General features: G+C 55.8%; 21 protein-coding genes. 7 read left to right on the top strand and 14 right to left on the bottom strand.

Annotated features, from left to right (window positions below; all coding sequences use genetic code 11):
- Positions 1 to 19: 19 nt before the first annotated feature.
- From yaaA to ACJJI0_RS15060, 3 genes are read left to right on the top strand one after another with little or no spacing between them, the layout of a single operon-like run.
- Positions 20 to 796 (top strand): peroxide stress protein YaaA, encoded by a 777-nt coding sequence (yaaA, locus tag ACJJI0_RS15070; RefSeq protein ID WP_444883217.1) that lies wholly within the window; start codon positions 20 to 22, stop codon positions 794 to 796.
- Positions 793 to 1,404, top strand: coding sequence for a DUF938 domain-containing protein (locus ACJJI0_RS15065; protein WP_444883216.1), 612 nt, complete (start codon positions 793 to 795; stop codon positions 1,402 to 1,404). The genes yaaA and ACJJI0_RS15065 overlap by 4 nt, the downstream gene beginning before the upstream one ends.
- 2 nt (positions 1,405 to 1,406) lie before the next feature.
- On the top strand, positions 1,407 to 1,766 hold the full coding sequence (locus tag ACJJI0_RS15060; protein ID WP_252083904.1) for a hypothetical protein: 360 nt from the start codon (positions 1,407 to 1,409) through the stop codon (positions 1,764 to 1,766).
- Between the two features lie 21 nt (positions 1,767 to 1,787).
- Here the strand turns inward: ACJJI0_RS15060 and phoR are convergent, their stop codons facing one another.
- The 4 genes from phoR to ACJJI0_RS15040 all read right to left on the bottom strand — a co-directional run bounded on the left by phoR (position 1,788) and on the right by ACJJI0_RS15040 (position 5,585).
- Positions 1,788 to 3,119 carry a phosphate regulon sensor histidine kinase PhoR gene (gene phoR, locus ACJJI0_RS15055; RefSeq protein WP_444883215.1) on the bottom strand — a complete coding sequence of 444 codons (1,332 nt, stop codon included), beginning with the start codon at positions 3,117 to 3,119 and terminating at the stop codon, positions 1,788 to 1,790.
- A gap of 134 nt (positions 3,120 to 3,253) precedes the next feature.
- The gene (gene phoB, locus ACJJI0_RS15050; RefSeq protein WP_444883214.1) at positions 3,254 to 3,958 is read right to left on the bottom strand and encodes a phosphate regulon transcriptional regulator PhoB; all 705 of its coding nucleotides are present in this window, start codon (positions 3,956 to 3,958) and stop codon (positions 3,254 to 3,256) included.
- 109 nt (positions 3,959 to 4,067) lie between these two features.
- Complete coding sequence (ubiA, locus tag ACJJI0_RS15045; protein WP_444885938.1) at positions 4,068 to 4,910, bottom strand: 4-hydroxybenzoate octaprenyltransferase; 843 nt, start codon at positions 4,908 to 4,910, stop codon at positions 4,068 to 4,070.
- A gap of 63 nt (positions 4,911 to 4,973) precedes the next feature.
- A complete protein-coding gene (locus ACJJI0_RS15040) occupies positions 4,974 to 5,585 on the bottom strand; it encodes a chorismate--pyruvate lyase family protein (protein ID WP_444883213.1) in 612 nt (203 codons plus the stop codon).
- 115 nt (positions 5,586 to 5,700) lie between these two features.
- On the opposite strand from ACJJI0_RS15040, the gene ACJJI0_RS15035 reads away from it, so the two are divergent.
- Entirely contained in the window at positions 5,701 to 7,017 is a 1,317-nt protein-coding gene (locus ACJJI0_RS15035) for a dicarboxylate/amino acid:cation symporter (RefSeq protein WP_444883212.1), read from the top strand.
- Positions 7,018 to 7,027: 10 nt separating this feature from the next.
- Here the strand turns inward: ACJJI0_RS15035 and recG are convergent, their stop codons facing one another.
- Positions 7,028 to 9,130, bottom strand: coding sequence for an ATP-dependent DNA helicase RecG (gene recG, locus ACJJI0_RS15030; RefSeq protein ID WP_444883211.1), 2,103 nt, complete (start codon positions 9,128 to 9,130; stop codon positions 7,028 to 7,030).
- Entirely contained in the window at positions 9,109 to 10,032 is a 924-nt protein-coding gene (locus ACJJI0_RS15025) for a hydrogen peroxide-inducible genes activator (RefSeq protein WP_252083898.1), read from the bottom strand. The genes recG and ACJJI0_RS15025 overlap by 22 nt, the downstream gene beginning before the upstream one ends.
- 189 nt (positions 10,033 to 10,221) lie before the next feature.
- Between ACJJI0_RS15025 and ACJJI0_RS15020 the strand changes: the two genes are divergently transcribed.
- Both ACJJI0_RS15020 and ACJJI0_RS15015 read left to right on the top strand, forming a co-directional pair.
- Positions 10,222 to 10,482, top strand: a complete 261-nt coding sequence (locus ACJJI0_RS15020) for a GlsB/YeaQ/YmgE family stress response membrane protein (protein ID WP_252083897.1) — start codon at positions 10,222 to 10,224, stop codon at positions 10,480 to 10,482.
- Positions 10,483 to 10,711: 229 nt separating this feature from the next.
- Positions 10,712 to 11,596, top strand: coding sequence for an NAD-dependent epimerase/dehydratase family protein (locus tag ACJJI0_RS15015; RefSeq protein WP_444883210.1), 885 nt, complete (start codon positions 10,712 to 10,714; stop codon positions 11,594 to 11,596).
- Between the two features lie 81 nt (positions 11,597 to 11,677).
- On the opposite strand, the gene ACJJI0_RS15010 is transcribed toward ACJJI0_RS15015, so the two are convergent.
- From ACJJI0_RS15010 to ACJJI0_RS14985, 6 genes are all read right to left on the bottom strand, one after another.
- Complete coding sequence (locus ACJJI0_RS15010) at positions 11,678 to 12,061, bottom strand: Rid family detoxifying hydrolase (protein ID WP_444883209.1); 384 nt, start codon at positions 12,059 to 12,061, stop codon at positions 11,678 to 11,680.
- Positions 12,062 to 12,217: 156 nt separating this feature from the next.
- Positions 12,218 to 14,335, bottom strand: a complete 2,118-nt coding sequence (spoT, locus tag ACJJI0_RS15005; RefSeq protein WP_252083894.1) for a bifunctional GTP diphosphokinase/guanosine-3',5'-bis pyrophosphate 3'-pyrophosphohydrolase — start codon at positions 14,333 to 14,335, stop codon at positions 12,218 to 12,220.
- A gap of 54 nt (positions 14,336 to 14,389) precedes the next feature.
- Positions 14,390 to 14,653 carry a DNA-directed RNA polymerase subunit omega gene (gene rpoZ / locus ACJJI0_RS15000; protein ID WP_252086044.1) on the bottom strand — a complete coding sequence of 88 codons (264 nt, stop codon included), beginning with the start codon at positions 14,651 to 14,653 and terminating at the stop codon, positions 14,390 to 14,392.
- A 100-nt stretch (positions 14,654 to 14,753) separates the two neighbouring features.
- Positions 14,754 to 15,374 carry a guanylate kinase gene (gene gmk / locus ACJJI0_RS14995; RefSeq protein ID WP_444883208.1) on the bottom strand — a complete coding sequence of 207 codons (621 nt, stop codon included), beginning with the start codon at positions 15,372 to 15,374 and terminating at the stop codon, positions 14,754 to 14,756.
- A gap of 244 nt (positions 15,375 to 15,618) precedes the next feature.
- The gene (locus ACJJI0_RS14990) at positions 15,619 to 16,863 is read right to left on the bottom strand and encodes a sterol desaturase family protein (RefSeq protein ID WP_444883207.1); all 1,245 of its coding nucleotides are present in this window, start codon (positions 16,861 to 16,863) and stop codon (positions 15,619 to 15,621) included.
- A 138-nt stretch (positions 16,864 to 17,001) separates the two neighbouring features.
- A complete protein-coding gene (locus tag ACJJI0_RS14985; protein ID WP_444883206.1) occupies positions 17,002 to 17,598 on the bottom strand; it encodes a TetR/AcrR family transcriptional regulator in 597 nt (198 codons plus the stop codon).
- A 156-nt stretch (positions 17,599 to 17,754) separates the two neighbouring features.
- Between ACJJI0_RS14985 and ACJJI0_RS14980 the strand changes: the two genes are divergently transcribed.
- Positions 17,755 to 18,297 carry a carboxymuconolactone decarboxylase family protein gene (locus ACJJI0_RS14980; RefSeq protein ID WP_444883205.1) on the top strand — a complete coding sequence of 181 codons (543 nt, stop codon included), beginning with the start codon at positions 17,755 to 17,757 and terminating at the stop codon, positions 18,295 to 18,297.
- 78 nt (positions 18,298 to 18,375) lie between these two features.
- Here the strand turns inward: ACJJI0_RS14980 and ACJJI0_RS14975 are convergent, their stop codons facing one another.
- Both ACJJI0_RS14975 and ACJJI0_RS14970 read right to left on the bottom strand, forming a co-directional pair.
- Positions 18,376 to 19,770, bottom strand: coding sequence for a S8 family peptidase (locus ACJJI0_RS14975; protein WP_444883204.1), 1,395 nt, complete (start codon positions 19,768 to 19,770; stop codon positions 18,376 to 18,378).
- A gap of 356 nt (positions 19,771 to 20,126) precedes the next feature.
- Positions 20,127 to 21,872, bottom strand: a complete 1,746-nt coding sequence (locus tag ACJJI0_RS14970) for a S8 family peptidase (RefSeq protein WP_444883203.1) — start codon at positions 21,870 to 21,872, stop codon at positions 20,127 to 20,129.
- Positions 21,873 to 22,016: the final 144 nt, after the last annotated feature.

Here is a 22,016-nt window from a genome sequence, read left to right as displayed (position 1 = left end):
AGCATAAGTAAGGCACCCGATGTTAATAGTGATTTCTCCAGCCAAGACGCTGGATTACGAGAGCGAAATACCCACACTGGAAACTACACAGCCAGACTTTCTCAAGGAGTCAGCGGCATTAATTGGCGAACTGCGTGATCTGAGCCCACAGCAGATCTCCAGCTTGATGAAGATTTCCGACAAGCTCGGTGTGTTGAATTACGACCGCTTTCAAGACTGGAAACGCCCTTTCACAGATAAAAATGCGCGCCCGGCCCTGCTCGCCTTTAAGGGAGATGTTTATACCGGCCTGGCCGCTGAAACTATGGGCAAGCGCGATTTCAGTTATGCGCAAAAGCATTTGCGAATGCTCTCCGGTCTCTATGGCCTGTTGCGCCCGCTGGACCTGATGCAACCCTACCGTCTGGAAATGGGCACCAGGTTTGAAAACAGTCGCGGTAAAAATCTGTATGAATTTTGGGGAGAGCAAATTACTGAGACGCTCAATGCCCAGTTACATGTGCTGAAGAGCGGGGAATTGGTCAACCTTGCCTCTAATGAGTACTTCAAGGCGGTAAAGCCCAAGGCGCTCGATGCAGAGGTCATTACCCCCCACTTTAAAGATCTAAAAAATGGTCAGTATAAGATGATCAGCTTCTTTGCCAAGAAAGCGCGGGGCATGATGAGCCGCTGGGCGATTGAGCAGCGGGTGAAGAAAGCGGAGGAGCTTAAGGGCTTTGATGTGGCTGGCTATGCCTATAACTCGGGCATGTCCAATGAGCGCGACTGGGTTTTCACTCGGGATGAGCAGCAATGAGCGATACCAGCCTGCCGGATGCACCGGCTTGTGCGCGTAATCGCGATCCAATTCTTACTCATCTGCGTCGCCTGCTGGATGGTAGCCATAAGGTATTGGAGGTGGGGAGCGGCACAGGTCAGCACGCGGTCTTTTTTGCACCGCGCCTGCCCCACTTAATTTGGCAGACCTCGGAGCGGGCGGAAATGCTGCCCGGTGTGCGAGCCTGGTTGGCGAGTGCGCCCGCACAGAACTTGCGCGAACCTCTGACTCTGGATGTCGATGCGCCCTGGCCAGCGCTGAATTTCGATGCGGTGTTTACCGCGAATACCCTGCATATTATGTCGAGGGAGTCAGTACAGCGATTCTTTCACAAACTGCACACTCTGTTAGAACCCAATGGCTTGCTGGTTGTATATGGACCCTTCAAGATTGATGGCAGTTTTATCGGGCCCAGCAATGCGGATTTCGATACCTACCTCAAAGAGCGCAACCCCGATAGCGGTATCCGTGATCTGGAGTGGTTGGATCAATTGGCCAGTAATGTCGGCATGCGTCGGGAAGAACTAAATTACCTGCCAGCGAACAACCAGCTGGTCATTTGGCGTAAATACGATAACAAGGAGTGATTATGCCCGTTTGGTTTGAAGTGTCTGTTGTTGTAGCGTTTGCCATTGCTGCTGTATTTTTTTTCGCCAAATATCGTGAAACCGCTGCAGCCCTGCATGAAAGCGAGCGCATGAAAACGCGTCTCTCCAATGACCTGAATCGCTATAAAGATGTGCCGCGGCTGCGCGCTCTGCGCGATGCCTTGGTGGGAAACAAGCCTCTGCCTGTGGATGACAATGGCAATGAGCACCTGTTGTTACGAGATGGGGATTTAAAGTTGCACCACCTGATCCTGCGCCGGGAGAGCACCCCGGTGCACGATGAAGAAGAGGCCACCTATATCAAAAATGGTGAGCCGGTAAAGCTGCCGGAATTTGAATAGTTTTATCATTGAGGGGGTGGATCAGGAATCCGCGCCCTCGGTCTCCATTAGTTCCCGAGAGGGGCTCTCTTCCAGCTTGGTAGAGGGGAAGTGCAGGGTGAAAGTACTGCCCTGGGCTGGGACACTGTGTACGCTCATTTCCGCACCGTGGCGCAACAGTACATGCTTGACGATAGCCAGGCCCAATCCCGTGCCGCCGCTGTCGCGGGAGCGGCCGGGGTCTACCCGGTAAAAACGTTCGGTAAGGCGCGGGATGTGAAGCGGGTCTATACCGATACCCTGGTCCCGCACACTAAAGTGGCCGCCATCGTTATCCTGCCACCAGCGCAGTTGTATCTCCCCGTTCCCCGGGCTGTATTTCACCGCATTGAGCGCCAAGTTGGCGAAAGCGCTGTGTAGCTCGCTGGCATCGCCGCGGATACTGCAATCCCCTTCGCACGCTACGCTGACCTGGTGACGGTCGCCGCTAAAGCTGCGCGCCTCACGGGCAACCCGCTCCATCAACTCGTGCACATCTACAGAGATGTCACCCGTTTTTCGCTCTGACGTTTCCAGGCGTGCCAGAAGAAGCAGGTCGTTGACCAAGGTGGTCATACGTGCGGCCTGCTCCTCCATCTGGACCAGCGGGCGCCGCCAGGCAGGGGGGGCCATATCGCTACCCTGTAGGGTTTCCAGGTAGCCGGCGATTACGGTGAGAGGAGTGCGCAACTCGTGGGAAACGTTGGCGACAAAATCGCGGCGCATCTGCTCGAGATTGTGCAGGCGGGTGATATCGCGAACGATAACTAGGGCTTCATCCTTGCCGTAGCGGGTCACTTCCAGTTGCAGGTGCAGGGCTTCATTACCCGGCGCTGGCAGGGTCAGCGGTTCGCGGGGGCTGTTGTCCTCGCTGTGCATATAGCTGACAAAGCCAGGGTCGCGCACAAAATTCACCAGGGACTGCCCCTGATCACTGGACTGCAGGCCGAGCAGCTCGCCGGCGGCGGGGTTCCACCAGGCCAGGTGGTCGCCATTTTCCAGAGCTACAATGCCTTCGCGCAGGGCGCTGGTGCTGTCCTGAACACGGCGTAACATGACATGCAGCTTTTGCTTCTCACGGCGGTGACGGCGCTGCATACGGTAGAAGTCGTCATAGATTTCCCCCCAGATACCAAAAGCAGTGGGAGCGGGGCCGCGGCGGCCATTGGCCAGCCAACGATTGAAGCGGTGCTGCTGCCACAGCACTGAGAGAAGGTAGGCTGCCAGCCCTAAAATCAGGGTGAGCGACCACTCGGACGTGGTGAAGCCGAGGGTCAAGCAGCCCAGAGCAATAATTAAGAAGCGCGAAAATTCGCCAATACTGCGATCCAACATAGCCTTGCCGTGTTACCTGGCAGTTGTCGGGAGGGCTGATGTCCACCCCCGCACTTAATACATCTTAGAAACCCGGTCCTCTGTGGGAGTGACCAATGGTTACTGCGGGAGTCAGTGCCGATCTTTGCAGATTGTCACACTTTTTCGGCAGTTTGCACAGAAAATCGATAGCCGGTGCCACGCACTGTCTGGATATAACGGTCGTGACCGTCAAGTGCCAGGGCTTTGCGAAGGCGACGGATATGCACGTCGACGGTGCGCTCCTCCACATAGACATTACCGCCCCAAACGTGATCCAGCAGCTGGGTGCGTGTGTAGGCGCGCTCCTGGTGAGAGAGGAAGAAAGTCAGCAGGCGAAATTCGGTAGGCCCCATATCCACCGGTTGCCCTTTGATGGTGACCCTGTGGCTCAGCGGGTCCAGCACCAGATCGCCGGCGCTGAGGGGGTCTTCAGGGATGGCCGGGCCGGCGCGACGCAGTACTGCCTTGAGGCGCGCCACCAGCTCGCGGGGGGAGAAGGGCTTGGTGATATAGTCGTCGGCGCCCGTCTCTAACCCTTTGATTTTATTGTCTTCTTCGCCTTTGGCGGTGAGCATGATGATGGGCACCGCGGTGGTCAGCTCATCGCGCTTAAGTCGGCGGGCCAGCTCTACTCCGGATACATCGGGTAGCATCCAATCGAGAAGAATAAGGTCTGGCTTTTCATCGATGACTAAGGCGTGGGCCTCTTGGGCGTTTTCCGCCTCCAGGCAACGGTAGTCTGCCATTTCTAAAGCCACCCGCAGCATATCGCGTACAGGGGCTTCGTCGTCGACAATCAGGATCGTTTTACTGTGCATTTGGCTGCCATACCCGCTCTGTTGTCAGAAGTTCCCGGTTATGGCCGAGGATTAAACGGGATTTATATGACAAATATATGACGGTTATGCCTGAACTCCCAGACCTGGATCAATTGAAGAGGTAATGCAGGAATATTCCGGCAAAAAACACCAACCCTACCCAGTTGTTGTGGATAAATGCCTTAAAGCAGGCCTCTCTATCGCGGTTGCGGATCAGCCATTGCTGGTAGGCGAAGAGCGCCGCTATAGCCGTAACTGCCAAGTAGTAAATGGCGCCGAGGCCGAAGCGCTGGCCGATCAACACCAGTGCCATTAGAACCAAAAGCTGCAGGGTGGCAGTCATGGCTCTGTCCATTTCCCCGAACAGAATTGCTGTGGATTTAACTCCAATTTTTAGGTCGTCATCCCGATCTACCATGGCGTAAAAAGTGTCATAACACAGGGTCCACAAGAGGTTGGCGACATAGAGAAGCCAGGCCTGGGGGGGGACTTCGCCTGTCACTGCGGCGAAGGCCATGGGGATCCCCATACTGAAGGCCGCACCCAATACGATTTGAGGCAGGTGAGTGTGCCGCTTGGCAAAGGGGTAGCAGAAGGCCAATGCCAGCGCTGGCAATGACAATAAAATCGTTAGCTGATTGGTGGTGAGCACCAGCAGAAAAGCTGCGAAGCTGAGCCCGGCAAAGAGGCCCAGAGCCGCCTTGGGGGTAACGCTGCCGGTGGCCAGGGGGCGCGTGGCGGTGCGCTTAACATGGCCGTCAATCTCTCGGTCGGCGAAGTCATTTACCGCGCAGCCGGCCGCACGCATCAGGATGACGCCCAAAGTGAACACTGCAAATAGGTGCAGCCCTGGCCAGCCCCCCGCCGCAAGCCATAGTGCGGCCCAAGTGGGCCACAAAAGTAATAGGGAGCCAATGGGTCTATCCATACGCGCCAATTGCCAATAGGGCATTGCGGCGGGCCAGCGCGCGGCGATTTGTTGGCTAATCACGGTGGCTAATCTCCCTGTATTTGATTATTGGTTTGCGGGGACTGCAGGTGGGCCATCGGGGCAGAACTGCGATAAAAAAGCCTCTGCGACCAAGAGGGGCTTGCCCCGCAGCCAAAAAATTGAGCGGCGCCCCCAGGCACTGTCGCCGCCGTCGCAGAGTCCTTGAGCCTGCAAGTCGGGGTTGCGCCGCAATTGGTTGAATTCTATTTCGCCTCGGCGAATCCCTGGTTCGCTGAACAGCAGCTCCCCCAGAGGGCGGTCGTCGAGACTGCGTAAGTTGCGGGACTTGCCCTGCAGGCTGCGCAGGGGCAGGACACTGCGTGCGTAAACCCAGGGTTGGCCACACCCTATCAGTAGTACCTCCCGCACCAGGGCGCGGCTGTGCCGATTTAAATTGAGCGCACGGCATTCCTCCGCTCGGGGTAGCTGCCAGCTCTGACCGAGTACCCGCACACTGAAATCCCCTCCACTCAGTTGCTTCAGTGCAGCGGTGAGCGAACCGGTGTATGCCAGCCACGGCATCAGGTTTTCAGGTGGTTGGGACTGTGCCGATTCAAACGGCCGCCCCCGCCAATCGCCCGCAGGTACAAATGGAGACTGGTGCAACGATAACTCCGCAGTCGGTAAAAAGGGCATTGTACCCTGCCCACTGGCGGCTGGCGCCACCCCGTTGGATTTTTGCTCACCGGGGCGGCAATGGATATAGTGCTCCCTTTAATGAAAACAATGAATTTATAAAGAGAAGCTTGTTATGGGGCTTACGACCAAAATTCTGCTGGGGATGATCGCGGGTATTGGGTTGGGAATCCTGATCAATATCCTGAACATGAGCCAATTGCTCGGTGAGGGTGTTACCAACGCAATCAACCTCTACCTGACAGGTGGCCTGTTTGACATTATTGGGCGAATTTTTATCGCCTCTCTGAAGCTGATGGTGGTGCCGTTGGTGTTGGTTTCTCTGATCAGTGGTGCCTGTGCCCTGTCTGAAGGAAGCCGGATCGGTCCGTTGGCGGGTAAAACTGTGCTGCTCTATATGCTGACAACGGCTATCGCTATTACCCTGGCCCTGTGCATGGCACTGATCTTCCAGCCTGGGGTAGGTGTGAGCGAGGCTGCTGCTGCGGCAACGTCTTCTTTCCAACCAAAAGAATCTCCCCCACTTTCTGAAGTGCTGGTAAATATTTTTCCCACCAACCCGGTCGCAGCCATGGCCGAGGGCAATATGCTGCAAATTATCGTGTTTGCTCTATTAATGGGCTATGCGATCTCCCGCTGCGGCGAGCCAGGGAAGCGCATTGCAGCTTTCTTCAACGATCTCAATAGCGTTGTACTGCGCATGGTGGGGGTGTTGATGGTGTTTGCTCCCTACGGAGTTTTTGCCCTGTTGGCGAAAACTTTTGCAGGTTTGGGCTTAGAAGGCTTACTGCAACTGGGTAAATACTTCCTGGTGGTACTGGCAGCCTTGATTATTCATGCACTGGGCGTCTATTCGATTCTACTGAAGCTGTTGAGTGGCCTAAAGCCCCTTGAGCTGCTGAAAAAGATGCGTCCGACGATGATTTTTGCTTTTAGTACAGCTTCCTCGGCAGCAACCATACCGGTAACCCTGGCGACAGTTGAGAAGCGCTTAGGTGTGGACAACAAGGTAGCTGCTTTCACCGTCCCCTTGGGTGCAACCATCAATATGGATGGCACCGCGATTATGCAGGGTGTGGCTACGGTCTTTATCGCTCAGTTCTTCGGTATTGAGATCGGCTTGACCGGCTTCCTGACAGTGATCCTGACAGCAACCCTGGCTTCTATTGGTACTGCCGGGGTGCCCGGAGTGGGCCTGATTATGCTCGGCATGGTGCTGCAGCAGGTGGGACTGCCACTGGAGGGGATTGCCATTGTGATCGGCGTTGACCGCCTGCTGGATATGGTGCGCACTGCAGTGAATATCACCGGAGATGCGGTAGTGAGCAGTGTGGTGGCGAAGAGTGAAGGCGCCTTGGACGAGGAGACTTACTACGACGCCAATTACAAGAGTGTCAGCATCAACGACAACAGTACAGTAGGCGCCCACTAGGGCGTTCTCCTCAAGCCTCGGCGAAACGGGGCTTGTTTTGTAACCAGCGCTTAATTAGCTGCTGTCGCATCCCTTCCGTCAAATGTGGGGATATGGCTATTTTTTGCACTTGTGGCAGCAGTTCCGCATCCCGCTGCAGATCCGCAATACGGTGTTGGATCTCTCCAGTCTGGCGGGTGCCGAGAATTTCCCCTGGTCCGCGCAGACGCAGGTCTTCCTCAGCGATGGCGAAGCCGTCGCTATGCTGACGCAGCGCCTGTAGGCGCGCCCGTCCATTTTGTGACAGCGGTGTACCGTAGAGCAGCACACAGTGACTGGCGATGGAGCCGCGCCCAACCCGGCCGCGCAGCTGGTGCAGCTGGGCGAGGCCCAGGCGCTCTGGGTTTTCGATAATCATCAGACTGGCGTTGGGCACATCTACCCCCACCTCGATCACCGTGGTTGCCACCAGCAGGTCTACCTCACCAGCTTTGAAGGCGCTCATTACCTGCTCTTTCTGCTCCGGCTTAAGGCGTCCGTGTACCAGGGCCACACGCGCACCGTCGAGCACCTCCACTAATTCCTCGGCGGTGGATTCTGCGGCCTGAGCCTGCAGGCTCTCGGATTCCTCAATCAGGGTGCAGACCCAATAGGCCTGGCGCCCCTCGGCGATAGCACTGTGCACTCTTTCCATCACCTGGTCGCGGCGGTCGTTAGAGATCGCCACGGTGTTGATAGGCTGGCGACCGGGAGGCAGCTCATCAATGATGGAGCAGTCCAGATCGGCAAATGCGGACATAGCCAGGGTACGGGGGATCGGGGTGGCGGTCATAATCAACTGGTGCGGTTGCAACCTGCCGGTGGCACCGCTGGCGGCGCCCTTCTCACGCAGCTCCAAACGCTGGCGCACCCCGAAACGGTGTTGCTCGTCGATAATCACCAACACCAGATTGTGGAACACCACACCCTCCTGGAAGAGTGCGTGGGTGCCAACCACAAGCTGCGCCTCGCCACTGGCAATTTTGCCCAACTGCTCGCGGCGCTCGGCGGCTTTTAAGCTGCCGGTAAGTTGCGCTACCTGTACGCCGAGAGGCTCAAGCCAGTTACAGAAATTGATTCTATGCTGCTCGGCGAGAATCTCTGTCGGCGCCATCACCACCACCTGAGCACCAGCGCCGATGCCTTTGAGGGCAGCCATGGCTGCTACCAGGGTTTTACCGGCGCCGACATCCCCCTGTAGCAGGCGCATCATGGGGAGGTCTTGGGCGAGGTCTTCGGCGATTTCCTCACAGACCCGCTTCTGTGCACCGGTGAGCGAAAATGGCAGGCGCGAGAGGAAATCTCTCTCCAAAGATTTGTTGGCGGGCAGTGGCGGTGCCGCAACCCTTGCGCTGTTGCGCCGCAATTCCAGTAGGCTCAAATGGTGCGCGAGCAGCTCTTCCAGGGCCAGGCGCTGTTGTGCGGGGTGTGTGCCGGCGGCGAGTTTTTCCAACTGGGTGCCGGCAGGTGGAGAGTGCAAATAAACCAGGGCGTCACTCAGTGGGTAACGCAATGGCTTTGGAAGTAAATCTGCAGGGAGCAGTTCGGTCACGGCTCCACTGCGCAGGAGCTCCACGGCTTGCTGCATCAGACCGCGCATACGCCCCTGGCTGACGCCCTCGGTCAGGGGGTAAACCGGTGTCAGGGTTTCCTCGGTAGTGGCGTTTTCGCTGCCGACAAATTCAGTTTCGGGATGGTAGAGTTCCAGGCCGGCGGCGCCACGCCGCGCCTCGCCGAAGCAACGCAGGCGTACGCCGCGGGCAAAGCGGTTTTTCTGCGCAGCAGAAAAGTGGAAAAAACGCAGAGTGATACTGCCGCTCATATCCTGAAGCTTGACTACCAGACTGCGTCGGCGGCCGAAAACTACATCGGCGGCAGTTACCTCGCCCTCAATAACCGCATCCATCCCGGCAGTGAGCCCAGCCACCGGCACCACCCGGGTGCGGTCCTGATAGCGCAACGGCAAGTGGAACAGCAGGTCTTGCAGGGAGTGGATATGCAGTTTGGCCAGGACCTGGGCAAACTTGTCTCCTACCCCTTTGAGGTTGGTAACCGGCTGATCTGCAAGGTTGTTTATGGCTCGATCAGATGACACTGGCTGATGGCCTCACGCAATATATCGATAGCTCGGTGGCGTGGAAAGCTGGCACGCCAAGCCAATGCGACGGTGCGCCGGGGCCCCGGTGCCTTGAAGGGGCGTGTTTCCAGCAGCCCGCTGGCATATTGCGAAGCAGTGGCAGCGGAGAATGGCAATACGGTGATACCGAGACCCGAGGCCACCATGTGTCTCAGGGTTTCCAGCGAACTGCCATCGGCGGCTGTGCGAATGCCTCCACCACCGCTCTCCTTCTCCATAGTGACCTGCAAGTGTGGGCAGGCCTCCAGCACTTGGTCGCGGAAGCAGTGGCCCTCCCCAAGCAACAGCACATTATCTTTGGTGAGCTGCTCGGGATCTATGAATTCCTGCTGGGCAAGGGGGTGCCCAGCCGGCATCAATACCACGAAAGGTTCGTCATAAAGTGGTTGGGTGACCACATCAGGCTCGGTGAATGGCAACGCGATAATGATCGCATCCAGCTCGCCCTTGCGCAGGCGTTGGCGCAGAGTGGCAGTGTAGCCTTCTTCTACGTAGAGAGGCATGTCTGGGGCCAGGTGCTGTAGCTGCGGAATAAAGTGCGGAAACAAATAGGGGCCGATAGTAAAAATCGCCCCGACCGAGAGGGGGCTCGCCAGTTGGTCCTTGCCGGCGCTGGCGATATCCTTAATGGCGGCAGACTGTTCCAGTACCAGTTGGGCCTGGGCGACGATACGCTCCCCCAATGGCGTGGCCTGTACCCGGGTTTTGGAACGCTCGAAAAGGGCGACGCCCAGCTCTTTCTCCAGCTTTTTTACTGCGATAGACAGGGTCGGTTGGCTGACGAAGCAGCGCTCGGCGGCGCGGCCGAAATGCTGTTCCTGAGCGAGAGTGACGATGTAGCGCAGTTCATTGAGAGTCATGGTAAAGACAATTAAGCGATAGTATTTGATAGCTATTATTCATAAATAATAGCTGCTGACCACACCCTAGCGCTAAGCTGTCACCTCAGGCACAAAGTTGGGAAAAATTACCAATTGTGGACGCCTTTATGGAATTGAGGCGCAAAATTTTGCTATATCTTATGAGGGCCAACAGAATGGAGAAACGCCATGGGAGTTTTATCCTGGATTATTCTCGGACTGATTGCCGGCGCCTTAGCCAAATGGATCATGCCAGGTAAAGACCCAGGTGGTTGGATAGTCACAATGGTGATTGGCATTATCGGTGCCTTCATCGGTGGTTGGCTTGGTGCCCTGATTGGATTCGGTGGCCCCGTGACCGGTTTCGGATTTGGCGACATAATAACAGCCACCATTGGTGCGATTATCTTTCTCGCTGTCTACCGCCTACTCAAAGGGCGCGGTAATTAGTTCAATACCAGAGCGGCAGATGGAATGGTGAGGCGTGAAAGTGCCTCGCATCGTTATTCATGGATGGTAAAACCGCAATCGTTTGCGGATTTTTTTTGGCGCACCGTTTAATAGTTAATGAATAAGACTAGGGACTTCTCACCTGAGGAGTTCTGCGGGACGCAACAGCACAATATCAAGGGAATATGGCAGTCGACGCTGTCCCAGGCGCAAGATTGTCGGGAACTATATGACACAAAAAGAGAAGCTTTGGATCCTTGGGTGTGGTGATCTGGGGGCGCGCCTCGCTCTAAATATAGATCGCAAGCAGTACAGTGTTTACGGCATGCGACGCAACCCTCTGGTGGCTCTGGCGAGTAAGCGCAGAGCGGATGCGGTTAATTGGCGTCGGGGGGATGCCACCAAGGTGGGGGATATCGAGCGCCTGCTGATGGATGGTGCCGATATCGTCCTCGCCACATTTACTCCGGATGAACATACCCCTGGCGGTTATCAGCGCGCTTACGTGGAAACCGCGCGGGCTTTGGGTGAGGCCATTTCACGCCTGCCAAAACCGCCGCGCTTAGTGATATGGGCATCTTCAACCCGCGTGTATGGCCAGAGCGGTGATGATTTTCTTGATGAGCAGACGCCTCCTGCACCTAGTGGTTTTCAGGGAGAGGCGCTGCTCGCGGCGGAGGAGATCATACGCTCGGCGATTCCCGGGGTCTGTATTGTACGATTTGCCGGAATTTACGGTCCGGGGCGTGACCGCTTGCTCTCTCAGGTACGCGCCGGTCGCTGTGCTCCGCCCCAGCCCCCCCAGTTCAGTAATCGTATTCATGTGGACGATTGCATTGGCTTTTTGTTGCACCTGGTTGAAAGGCACAAGCAGGGTTGGATACCAGAGCCACTGTATATCGGCGCCGATAGTAAGCCGGTCCCCATGTATGAACTACAGCAGTGGCTGGTGAAGGCTATGGGCTATACCAGCGCTCATTTGCGTGAGATTGTGCAGACCAGCGAACGCCGCTCGAAAAAACTCAGTAATCAGCGCTTGCTCGCTAGTGGTTACCAGCTCAAGTATCCCGATTACAAAGTGGGCTACAGTGCGCTATTGGAAGCGGAAGGCTGACAGCGGCAAATCTACGAGAGAGAAATCTAGAAATGCAGTGCCGGGCGGAAGTCCGGCACTGCAGGCTGGTGCTCTGCTGGGTTAAGGCACCATCACCCCCTCGGCTTCAAACTGGGCACCAAGCGGCAGCTCCTTAACGACCACCGTGGCACGCGCTGGGTAGGGCTCCTGAAAAAACTCCGCCATAACCTCATTCACTGCGGCAAAGTTGTTGCTGTCGGTGATGTAGAGATTGAGCTTCACAATATGCTGGAGCGATCCATCCGAGGCCTCACAAACGGCTGCAAGGTTGCGGAAAACCTGGTGGGCCTCATCGACAAAACCACCGGAAACCATCTGCTGAGTCTCGGGATCCAGTCCTATTTGCCCGGACAGGTATACCGTATCGTTGACCTTTACCGCCTGGGAGTAGGTACCGGCTGCTGCCGGAGCCTTGTCTGTTTTGATAATTGCGCGGTTGGGCATTGGGCACTCCATTACTTATTGCTATTTGTTGCGGAAAGCCAGTAAATATAGCGCGCTTTTGTAGTGAATGGCAGCGAAGCCATAGGCCAAAAAGCGGAGTAAAAGCTCGCTCTCAGTGAGTCGATAATTAGCTCGCCAGAACGATATCCAAGTATCTTACGGGCGCGAGATACGGATCACCGACGGCAGGTTACGCAGCCTTTTCATGACTCTTGCCAGATGAATACGGCCACTGACCTCTAATGTGAGGGAAATTACGCTGTTATGGGCGTCTTTTTCATCCACATTAATCTGCTCGATACTGGCCCCCTCTTCGGTAATACGGGTGGCCAGGCGCGCGATAATGCCGCGTTCGGACTCCACTTCCACCCGCACATCCCCAAGGAACTCTCCGCGTACGTCTGGGGACCAGTTCACCAGCATCAGGTTTTCCGGGTGTTCGCGGAATTCGTTGGTATTGCGGCAGGTATCCCGATGTACCACAACGCCTTTGCCGGAGCTGATATGGCCGATGATGGTATCCCCCGGAATGGGGCGGCAGCACCGGGCGAAACTGATCATCATGCCCTCCTGGGCATCAATGGTCAGTGGTGAGGAGATATTGCTCGCTTCCGCCTCTTCACTGTGCGCGGGAGCCAACAGCTTGGCCGCCGAGAAGGCGACTTTGTTGCCGAGGCCTATCTCCTCCAGCAATTTCTCCAGAGTGGCACACTTGGCTTCCTGCAGACCTTTTTCCAGTTGCTCCGGTGTCAGTTCTTCCAGGCGGGTATTAAATTTACCCAGGGCCTTTTCGAGCAGGCGCCGCCCCAGAGTAATGGAGTCGTGGTGGCGCTGGTGTTTGAGGAAGTGTCGAATGGCGCTGCGGGCTTTGGCGGTTACAACAAAGTTGAGCCAGTTTGGATTTGGCTGAGCATTTTTACGGGTGAGAATTTCCACCTTTTGCCCGCTGGCCAGCGGCTGCGACAGGGGCGCCAAGCGCTGGTTGATCCGCACGGCCACACAGGAGTTGCCGATATCAGTATGCACTGAGTAGGCGAAATCCACAGCGGTGGCACCGGCGGGCAGGTCGACAATCTGCCCTTTGGGGGTGAATACATAGACCTCGTCGGGGAAGAGGTCGATCTTAACGTTCTCAATAAACTCCAGGGAGTCGCCGGCACGCTGTTGCATCTCCAGCAGGCCCTGCACCCAGCGGCGTGCACGTACCTGGCTAGTACCACCAGTGTTGATCACCTCATCGCCGGAAGCCTTGTACAGCCAATGGGCGGCGATACCGCTATTGGCCATTTCGTCCATTTCCTTGGTGCGAATCTGCACCTCGATAGGCACCCCGTGCATTCCCAGCAGCACTGTGTGTAGTGACTGATATCCATTGGATTTGGGGATGGCAACATAATCCTTGAATTCGGAGATAACGGGTTTATAGAGGCTGTGCATTACGCCCAACACCCGGTAGCAGGTGTCCACGCTGTCCACGATGATGCGGAAAGCGTAGACATCCATGATCTCTTTAAAGGATTTCTTCTTGGCGCGCATCTTTTGGTAGATGCTGAATAGGTGTTTCTCGCGACCAATCACCAGTGAGCTGATTCCTTCACGCTGCAGGCGCAGCTCAATGGCATTCTGGATCTGCTCCAGCAGTTCCTTGCGATTGCCGCGCGCGGCTACCAAAGCGGCACGCAGTCGGCTGGCGCGCAGTGGGTGGATCGCAAAGAAGGATCGGTCCTCAAACTCGATACGCACATCGTTCATACCCAGGCGGTGGGCAATGGGTGCGTAGATTTCCAGGGTTTCGCGAGCGATGCGCTGGCGTTTTTGTGGCTTGAGTGCGCCGAGGGTGCGCATGTTGTGCAAGCGGTCGGCCAGCTTGACCAAAATCACGCGGATATCGCGCGCCATGGCCAGAGCCATTTTCTGGAAGTTTTCCGCCTGTTTTTCCGCGGCGCTGTCTGTCTCAAACTGGGTCAGTTTGGATACACCGTCGACAATATCGGCAACCTCGCCACCAAACTGCTCCTCCAGTGCGGCTTTGGGGATTCCGGTGTCTTCAATCACATCGTGGAGCATGGCTGCAGCCAGGCTCTCGTGATCCATATGCATGCCAGCGAGAATTGTGGCCACCGCCAAAGGGTGGGTCACATAGGGTTCACCGGAACGTCGCTGCTGACCGTCGTGGGCTTGTTCCGCGTAGAAATAGGCGCGACGGACTATTTGGATTTGCTCGGGAGGCAGGTATGAGGAGAGGCGGTGGGCCAGACTATCGATGGTGTGCAATGCCGCGCGCGCCTCTCGTAAAACTCATAAACTCTAGGTCAGAACAGATCGAAATCAGATTTCCTGGTCGGACAGATAGGCCGGGGCCGCCATGGGTGCCGGGGCCTCTTCACGATCTGGCTGGTCGAGAATGCTCGCATCAACCAGGCCCTCTTCGATTTCACGCAGGGCGATAACCGTGGGTTTGTCGTTCTCTTCTGGAACCATCGGATCCTGTCCGCCGGTGGCAATCTGGCGGGCGCGCTTACTACCCACGATAACGAGTTCGAAGCGGTTGTCGACGTGCTCCAGGCAATCTTCAACGGTGATACGTGCCATAAACTTTCGGTTCCATTCACTGTGCCCGGGTGGGCGAATTCTGTTCGGGGGACCGGTTATTTTACCGGACCGGGGAGTGTACGCAATTCGATCAACCGGCTCAATGGCGCAACAGTGCCTGCAACAGTTCACCGTGGCGTTTCTGTTGCTTTTCCAGGCGTTGGCGCTGGGCGGTGAAGATGGAGCCAAGCTCTATTAGGGCCTGCTCGAAATCGTCGTTAATCACCAGATAGTCGGCTTCCACGTAGTGGGTCATTTCATCAATGGCCTGATCCATACGACGCTCGATCACACTTTCGTCGTCCTGGCCTCGACCTGTGAGGCGTTCGCGCAGGGCCTCCTGAGAGGGCGGCAAAATAAAAATACCGACGGTCTCTGGGTGCAGACGGCGCACTTGAGCGGCACCCTGCCAGTCAATTTCCAGGACTACATCGCGGCCACCAGCGAGAATTTCCTCGATACTGCCTTTGGAAGTACCGTAGTAATTATCACCGTATACCTGAGCGTGCTCGAAGAAGGCATCTTGCTCAAGCATTGCCAGAAACTCCTCGCGCGACACGAAGTGGTAATCGACACCGTTGACCTCGCCCGGACGCATGGAACGGGTGGTATGGGAGATAGAAACGGTGACCTGACTGTCGCTATCCACCAGTGCTTTGACGAGACTGGTTTTCCCTGCGCCGGAGGGGGCGGATACGGTATAGAGGGTTCCTGTTTGCACAACTGATCCTGTTCGGGGGCAAAGCGCGCATTATAACCGAAGCCGTTACCTGAGCGGTGACTGGCAGTTGCGCAATTCCAGGAGAAAGGAGGAGGAAAAGGCTAAACCCCGGCCGGAATTGGGGGGTAAGTGTTGGGAGTTTCAGGAGGCGCTATAAACCGCCTTCTGAGCCCGGCCGGGATCGCCCAGCGGGAGATCACTCGATCACCACCAACATCCTGCAATCGAGGTTCACTCCTTGTTGCTAATCGCAAACGACAGCGACTGTATCCTCTTTGCAAGTGATTGCCAACCACCCCCAGACCAGAGCGCTGATCGCAATATAAGCGCTAAAAATTGGGACAAATTGTGTGTTTAACATCGGCAGCACCCCGCAGTAGAGGGCCAGGCGCAAGGGTTCCAGATATTTGGTCAGTGGATGGTTATCGAGAATTCGCCCATTGACTACCAGGCCAAAAACCAACAGTGCTACTGCCCCCAGCAGTAAGGGAATCTCCAGGCTCTGGTAGTACCACAGGAGTGCCAGGGTGGCGGCGGAATAGCACAGGTGCTGGCCCAGCGCGTAGTTGCGCCGGGCCCGATGAATCTGTGGGTTGTAACGCTGGAAAGATTTCAGGTTGGTGGAGGGGACTGGCATTGCCGCTTCAGCATCTGCGGGACGATAGCCGGTGGGGCGGAACCAAAGGGTAAATTTGTCCCACCAGTTTTTTGTATACCAGGCGTCTTGCGCCATGCGTTTCAGATGTTGCAGGTTTGCCGCCAGAGGATCGAAGGTATTAAGGGGTTTGCGCACACCGTAAATACAGGGCTCCCCCTCCAGCTCCTCTTGATAGGTACCAAACAGGCGGTCCCATAAGATCAGGATTCCGCCGTAGTTTTTATCTACGTACACCTTGTTCTGCGCATGGTGTACTCGGTGGTTAGAGGGGGTAATCAGCAGCCATTCCATCCAGCGGATTTTGGGAATTTTTTGCGTGTGTACCCAGAATTGGTAAATCAGATCTATGGCTCCGGCCACGATCACCATTTCCGCTGGCAAGCCAATTAGCAGCAGGGGTAAATAGAATACCCAATCCAACTGCAACCCACCGCTAGACTGGCGCAAGGCAGTGGTGAGGTTGTAGTCCTCACTCTGGTGATGCACCAGGTGTTCCGCCCAGAACACGTTGACCTCATGGCAGATGCGGTGCTTCCAGTAGTAACAAAAATCGTAGGCGAGTACAGCTAGTGCCAGGTGCCAGCCATTACTCATGGACCAGTCGAAGCCGACTGCTTGGTAGTAAGGCTGCAGCAGCTGGTATAGCGGGATATAAATGACTAGAAATAGGCTTTTATAAGTAAGCCCAAGTATGCGGCTTAGGATACCCGTACTCAAATTTCCCAGGGCATCGTTGAGGCGGTAAAGCCCCCAACCTTTCCAGCGGTCCAGTGCGAGTTCTGTGAGTACGGCGATCAGGAAAAAAGGGATGGCGAAGGTAATCAGATCCACGGTGACCTCTTATTGTTATTACTCGATACCGTTTCTCCTGAATGTGCCATAGGGGCTGCGCTGGTCAAATAACCGCAGGGGCTGGATTCCGAAATCCGTCAGCGTTTGTATAAGAGGCCGCTTATAATCGCCTTTTTCTCAACTTGTAGTCTGCACGCAGGCTGGGTCAAACAACTGTTCGATCATTTGCTCAACCGCAGCGCGGTCCGAGGTGGCGCGGAGATAAGTTCGCAGTCCAATCATTTGAACCTGCAATTGGCGAGCGAGCAGCGCCGAGTCTGTCTGTTTGGAAAGCTCTCCAGCATTCACCGCACTCTCCAGATACTGACGGAACTTTGCCCCATGTGCAGCCAGTAAAGCGCGGGCCTCGGCCAATAGTGCTTCTTCCCCTTCATCCAGCTCTGAGATGGCTTTAGCTAATAGGCAGAGCTCGTTTGGGGCATCAACATCGTCACCTAGCAATATGTAATGGAAATAGGCACGCAAGCCTCCAAGGTTGCTGCCTTCGTCATTTATGCATTGAAGGAGTAATTGGTCACGATTTTGCGCGTAATAGCTAAGAACCTCTTTGAAAAGTCCAGATTTACTACCAAAAGCGGCATAAATACTACCAGGACGAAGATTGGTGGCCTGTTGCAGGTCACGAGTCGATGTGGCGTGAAACCCTTTTTGCCAGAAAAGCCAGGTTGCCCGCTGCAATACTTCCTGGCGGTCAAATTTCGCGGTATTCGCCATGTTGCCTCCAATTGAGCAATTGCTCAAATTTTACCCTTTCAAGAGATATCCGCCAATTACTCTTTGCTGTTGAACGATCGCTCAATATTGGTTAGTCTCACAATACTTGATCGACCGCTCAAGTATTTAACCCAAACATCAAAGGTGAGTTCAGCGATGAAAGAGTTCCAGATTTACGATCTTGAAAGTGCACCGCAAGACAGCAAACCCCTACTCCAGAAATCTATCAAGGCCTTTGGCTCTATCCCCAACTTGCACGGGGTTATGGCAGAATCGCCCCAAGCCCTGGCGGCTTACCAGGATTTACATCAGTACTTCCTGGACACCTCATTCAATGCCGAAGAAATGACTGTGGTCTGGCAGAGCATCAATGTGGAGCATAACTGTCACTACTGTGTACCGGCACACAGCGCTATTGCCAAGGCGATGAAAGTAGCGGACGAAGTGAATGAGGCCCTTCGCAATAAGACGCCCCTACCTACTGAAAAACTTGAAGTACTGCGGGATACCACCCTGGCAATTGTGCGTGAACGCGGTGTGATTTCAGATGAGATATCAGAGCGGTTTTACGCAGTGGGCTATAACCGCCAAAACCTGCTGGAGATTATTGTTGGGGTTGCGCAGAAAGTGATGAGCAATTACATCAATCATCTTGCAGATACGCCGGTTGACCCCCAATTTGCCGCGTTTGTTCGCTAGATTGCGTGGGCCGGCACGGGAAAGCTAAAAGGCCGGCATTTGCCGGCCTTTCTATAAGATCCACAAGCGGTGGGGATATCAGTTACTGGCCGCTGCCACTGCCGCAGCAGCGTCGACAATGCCAGAGCCACAGCGCGAGCAAGAGGATGGGAAACTGCGCGCGGTGCTGGTGAGAATAGACTCTACCTGATCGGGTGTCACATTGGGGTTCACCGAATAGATCAGAGCTGCGGCACCGGCTACATGGGGGGTGGCCATGCTGGTACCGGGATAGTAAGCATAGGAATCCGTACCGGCTACAGTGTTGCCGCTGTTGAGAGTGGATAGCACACCATCACTGCTCACCACATTGGTCTCACCACCCGGTGCGGCTACGTCGACCACATTACCGTAATTAGAGTAGTAGGCGCGACCACCGGAGCGATCTGTGGCGGCAACAGTAATAACCCCCGAGCAGCTTGCTGGCGTGTAACGGCGAGCGTTGCGAGCGGAGTTGCCGGCGGCAACCACGACGGTGGCACCGAGGCTGCGTGCGGTATTGATGGCATTCTGCGTTGTGGTAGCGCAGCTGCCGCTACCACCCAGGCTCAAGTTCAGTACCTGGGCGGGGTTGGCGTTGGTTGGGACACCGCTGACAGAACCGCCGGCGCTCCAGATGATGCCGTCGGCAATATCTGAAGTGTAACCGCCACAGCGGCCGAGTACTCGCACGGGTACGATCTTCGCTTTGGGGGCCACACCGGCTACGCCCATATTATTGTTGGTCACTGCCGCTATGGTGCCGGCGACATGTGTACCGTGCCAGCTGCTGTCCGCTTCCGGGTATCGGGGGTCACCACAGTAGGTATTGGTATACCAGTCGCCGGGGTCGGTGGCGTCGCTGTCGCGGCCGTCGCCATCCACAGAGACATCGGTATCGGAAATCATGTCGTAACCGGGCAGCAGGTTAGCGGCCAGATCTGCGTGGGGCAGGAAGCCGGTATCGATAACTGCGACGACCACACCCTCGCCCTGAGTGGTATCCCAGGCTGCCGGCAGATTAAGGCCACCGGTGGACTCAAAATAGTGCCACTGATCGTAATAGCTGGGGTCATTGGGTACGGCCATGGCCTTCATCATCAGGTCGGGCTCTGCATACTCGACATCGGGGTCCTGTTTAAGGCGGCTGATAATAGCCTCAAGCTCTGCTTTGTTTTTGCGTCCCTCCAGGCGCATCACCTGAGCACCTGTGGCCATACGGCGCAGGTGACGCATTTTATGGCCGGCGCGGCGGGAGGCTTTATCTACGGTTTCTGGAGCCAGTCTGGCCGCCAGCCCTATTTTAGCGCCCTGCTTGTATTTGACGATAATGCGGTCGGTGATTTGAGCGTTGCTGGCATCTTCGACCTGGGCGGCGAAGGGGCTTGCACACAGCAGTGAAAATACGCCGGCCAGTGCGGACTTATGCAATAGATTTTTCAGTGATGTTTTCATTATTGTTATCTCTCCGTGATGGATGGTTATCACCCTGGTCAGTATTTAGCTGACAAGAGGGGAAATCCGGGTGCTTGGCTTTCGGTTGAATTGCAAAAAAGCGTGGCACCGTTAGAACACAGGCAAAATATGTGCCCGAAAAAAGTGCATTAAGGAATTTTGTCGATACAGCTGGCAAAGTTCGGGGTTGGTGCAGGGGGCAGAGGCAAGGCCTCTTACTTAGCCACGTAACGCACAGCTCGTTATTTCCCTTTCCCCTGCACCAATTGGGTGAGGTACTTTGGTTCTTTATTGCTAATCCGCACCAAAATACTTCTTCCGTGGCCGGAGCTTTTGGCGCCGGCCTATGTCGTCAATTAGGGAGTGGTTTCAGCCTTAAGGGTGACGCCGCTGTAGGAGTCGTAACCGTAAACACTGACATACCAGGTACCCGAGTCAGGGTTGCTAATAGTACAGCTCTCTTCATTGCCCCAGAGGTAAGGGCGGCAATCGTACCGACGCAGAGTGGGGTAGTTGGCATGGCGGACATAGAGGTCGACCTCGCCACTGCCGCCAGACATCTCTATATTCAAGCTTGTGGTACCCGCAGCGACTTCGATGGTGAAGTCGTTCCAACTGCCGGAGTTGCCGGAAAGGTTGGATTCGGTCCAGTTGACACCGCCGCCATTTCCGTTATCGCCACCGTTGTCTCCATCGCTACCGCCGCTCGCCATGGCCACTGCTGCTGTAGCATCGACAATACCGGCACCACAGCCGCTGCATGAAGATGGGAAACTGCGTGCGGTGGTGGTGAGTATCGATTCGATGTCGTCCGGGCCCAGGTCAGGGTTTACCGAATACAGTAGTGCGGCAGCACCGGCAACATGTGGGGCAGCCATACTGGTGCCTTGCATATAGACGTAGCTATCGCTGCCCGCGACGGTACTGCCACTATTGTGGGTGGAGAGAATGCCGTTCGGGTCGTTAGCAAAACTCTGCGCTCCCCCCGGTGCTGCAACATCCACTACGCTGCCGTAGTTGGAGAAGTAAGAGCGGCCGCCGTCGCGGTTCGTTGAGGCAGTAGTTATTACGCCATCGCAGCTGGCGGGAGTGTATTGGCTGGCGTTATCGGATTCATTACCGGCAGCGACTACGATAGTGGCGCCGAGGCTGCGTGCGGTGTTGATAGCATTCTGAGTTGTCGTGGCACAGCTGCCACCACCACCAAGACTCAGGTTGAGTACTTGTGCGGGGTTGGGGTTGGATGGCAGGCCGCTGACAGAGCCGCCGGCGCCCCAGATGATGCCATCGGCGATATCTGAGGTATAGCCACCACAGCGGCCGAGCACGCGTATCGGTACGATCTTGGCTTTGTAGGCGACACCGGCGATACCCATATTGTTATTGGTGACGCCTGCGATGGTGCCGGCGACATGGGTGCCGTGCCAGCTACTGTCGCTTTCCGAGGGGATGCGAGGATCATCGCCACAGGCTTTGTCCGTATACCAGTCGCCTGGGTCTGTGGCATCGCTATCACGGCCATCGCCGTCTACAGACACGAAAGTGTCAGAAATCATGTCGTAGCCCGGCAGAATATTGCCCACCAGATCAGGGTGTGGCCGGTAACCGGTGTCGAGCACCGCGACAACCGCTCCCTCACCCTGGGTGACATCCCAGGCCGATGGCAGGTTCAGACCGCCGGTGGACTCAAAGTAGTGCCACTGGTTGAGATAGCTAGAGTCATTGGGCACAGCCATTGCGCGCATCATCAGATCCGGCTCAGCGTACTCCACATCCGGATCCTGTTTCAGACGGTTGATAATCGCGTTCATTTCCGTTCTGTTTTTGCGACCTTCCAGGCGCATTACCTGAGCACCAGTGGCCATACGGCGCAGGTGACGCATTTTGTGGCCGGCGCGACGGGAGGCCTTTTCCACCGTTTCCCTGGCCATGCTGGCAGCCCGGCCAACCTTGGCACTTTCCTTGTATTTAACGATGATGCGGTCCGTCAGCAGAGCGTTGTCCGCTTGTTGTGCCTGGGCAGTGAAGGGCGCAGTGCATAGCAGTGTAAAAACGCTCGCTAGAGCCGTCTTCTGCCGAAGGTTCTTGAGTGGTGAAGTCATTATTATTTGCTCTTCGAAATTATTGTTATCCGACAGCCAGCCAATCAGCTGGTCTATCGGTCACTCCTGAAAAGATCTTTCACTGACAGAAATATATCTGCCAATAGAAAGTCCCGAATAGCCGCCAGAATAGGCATTTGGCGG

It is taken from the genome of Microbulbifer mixtoriginis (SeqCode), from assembly GCF_052466695.1.
The sequence above is the reverse complement of the archived record's forward strand: the minus strand, read 5'-3'. Positions and strand labels throughout refer to the sequence as shown.

Bases quoted from the DNA above. Each gene is read 5' to 3' on its own strand.
- ubiA (WP_444885938.1), bottom strand. From the start codon at position 4,910: ATGCCCTATTGGCAATTGGCGCGTATGGATAGACCCATTGGCTCCCTA.
- ACJJI0_RS15040 (WP_444883213.1), bottom strand. From the start codon at position 5,585: ATGCCCTTTTTACCGACTGCGGAGTTATCGTTGCACCAGTCTCCATTT.
- phoR (WP_444883215.1), bottom strand. From the start codon at position 3,119: ATGTTGGATCGCAGTATTGGCGAATTTTCGCGCTTCTTAATTATTGCT.
- ACJJI0_RS15065 (WP_444883216.1), top strand. From the start codon at position 793: ATGAGCGATACCAGCCTGCCGGATGCACCGGCTTGTGCGCGTAATCGC.
- yaaA (WP_444883217.1), top strand. From the start codon at position 20: ATGTTAATAGTGATTTCTCCAGCCAAGACGCTGGATTACGAGAGCGAA.
- ACJJI0_RS14975 (WP_444883204.1), bottom strand. From the start codon at position 19,770: ATGAAAACATCACTGAAAAATCTATTGCATAAGTCCGCACTGGCCGGC.
- ACJJI0_RS15025 (WP_252083898.1), bottom strand. From the start codon at position 10,032: ATGACTCTCAATGAACTGCGCTACATCGTCACTCTCGCTCAGGAACAG.
- ACJJI0_RS15020 (WP_252083897.1), top strand. From the start codon at position 10,222: ATGGGAGTTTTATCCTGGATTATTCTCGGACTGATTGCCGGCGCCTTA.
- phoB (WP_444883214.1), bottom strand. From the start codon at position 3,958: ATGCACAGTAAAACGATCCTGATTGTCGACGACGAAGCCCCTGTACGC.
- ACJJI0_RS15060 (WP_252083904.1), top strand. From the start codon at position 1,407: ATGCCCGTTTGGTTTGAAGTGTCTGTTGTTGTAGCGTTTGCCATTGCT.
- ACJJI0_RS15035 (WP_444883212.1), top strand. From the start codon at position 5,701: ATGGGGCTTACGACCAAAATTCTGCTGGGGATGATCGCGGGTATTGGG.
- ACJJI0_RS15010 (WP_444883209.1), bottom strand. From the start codon at position 12,061: ATGCCCAACCGCGCAATTATCAAAACAGACAAGGCTCCGGCAGCAGCC.
- ACJJI0_RS14980 (WP_444883205.1), top strand. From the start codon at position 17,755: ATGAAAGAGTTCCAGATTTACGATCTTGAAAGTGCACCGCAAGACAGC.
- ACJJI0_RS15015 (WP_444883210.1), top strand. From the start codon at position 10,712: ATGACACAAAAAGAGAAGCTTTGGATCCTTGGGTGTGGTGATCTGGGG.
- ACJJI0_RS14970 (WP_444883203.1), bottom strand. From the start codon at position 21,872: ATGACTTCACCACTCAAGAACCTTCGGCAGAAGACGGCTCTAGCGAGC.
- ACJJI0_RS14985 (WP_444883206.1), bottom strand. From the start codon at position 17,598: ATGGCGAATACCGCGAAATTTGACCGCCAGGAAGTATTGCAGCGGGCA.
- rpoZ (WP_252086044.1), bottom strand. From the start codon at position 14,653: ATGGCACGTATCACCGTTGAAGATTGCCTGGAGCACGTCGACAACCGC.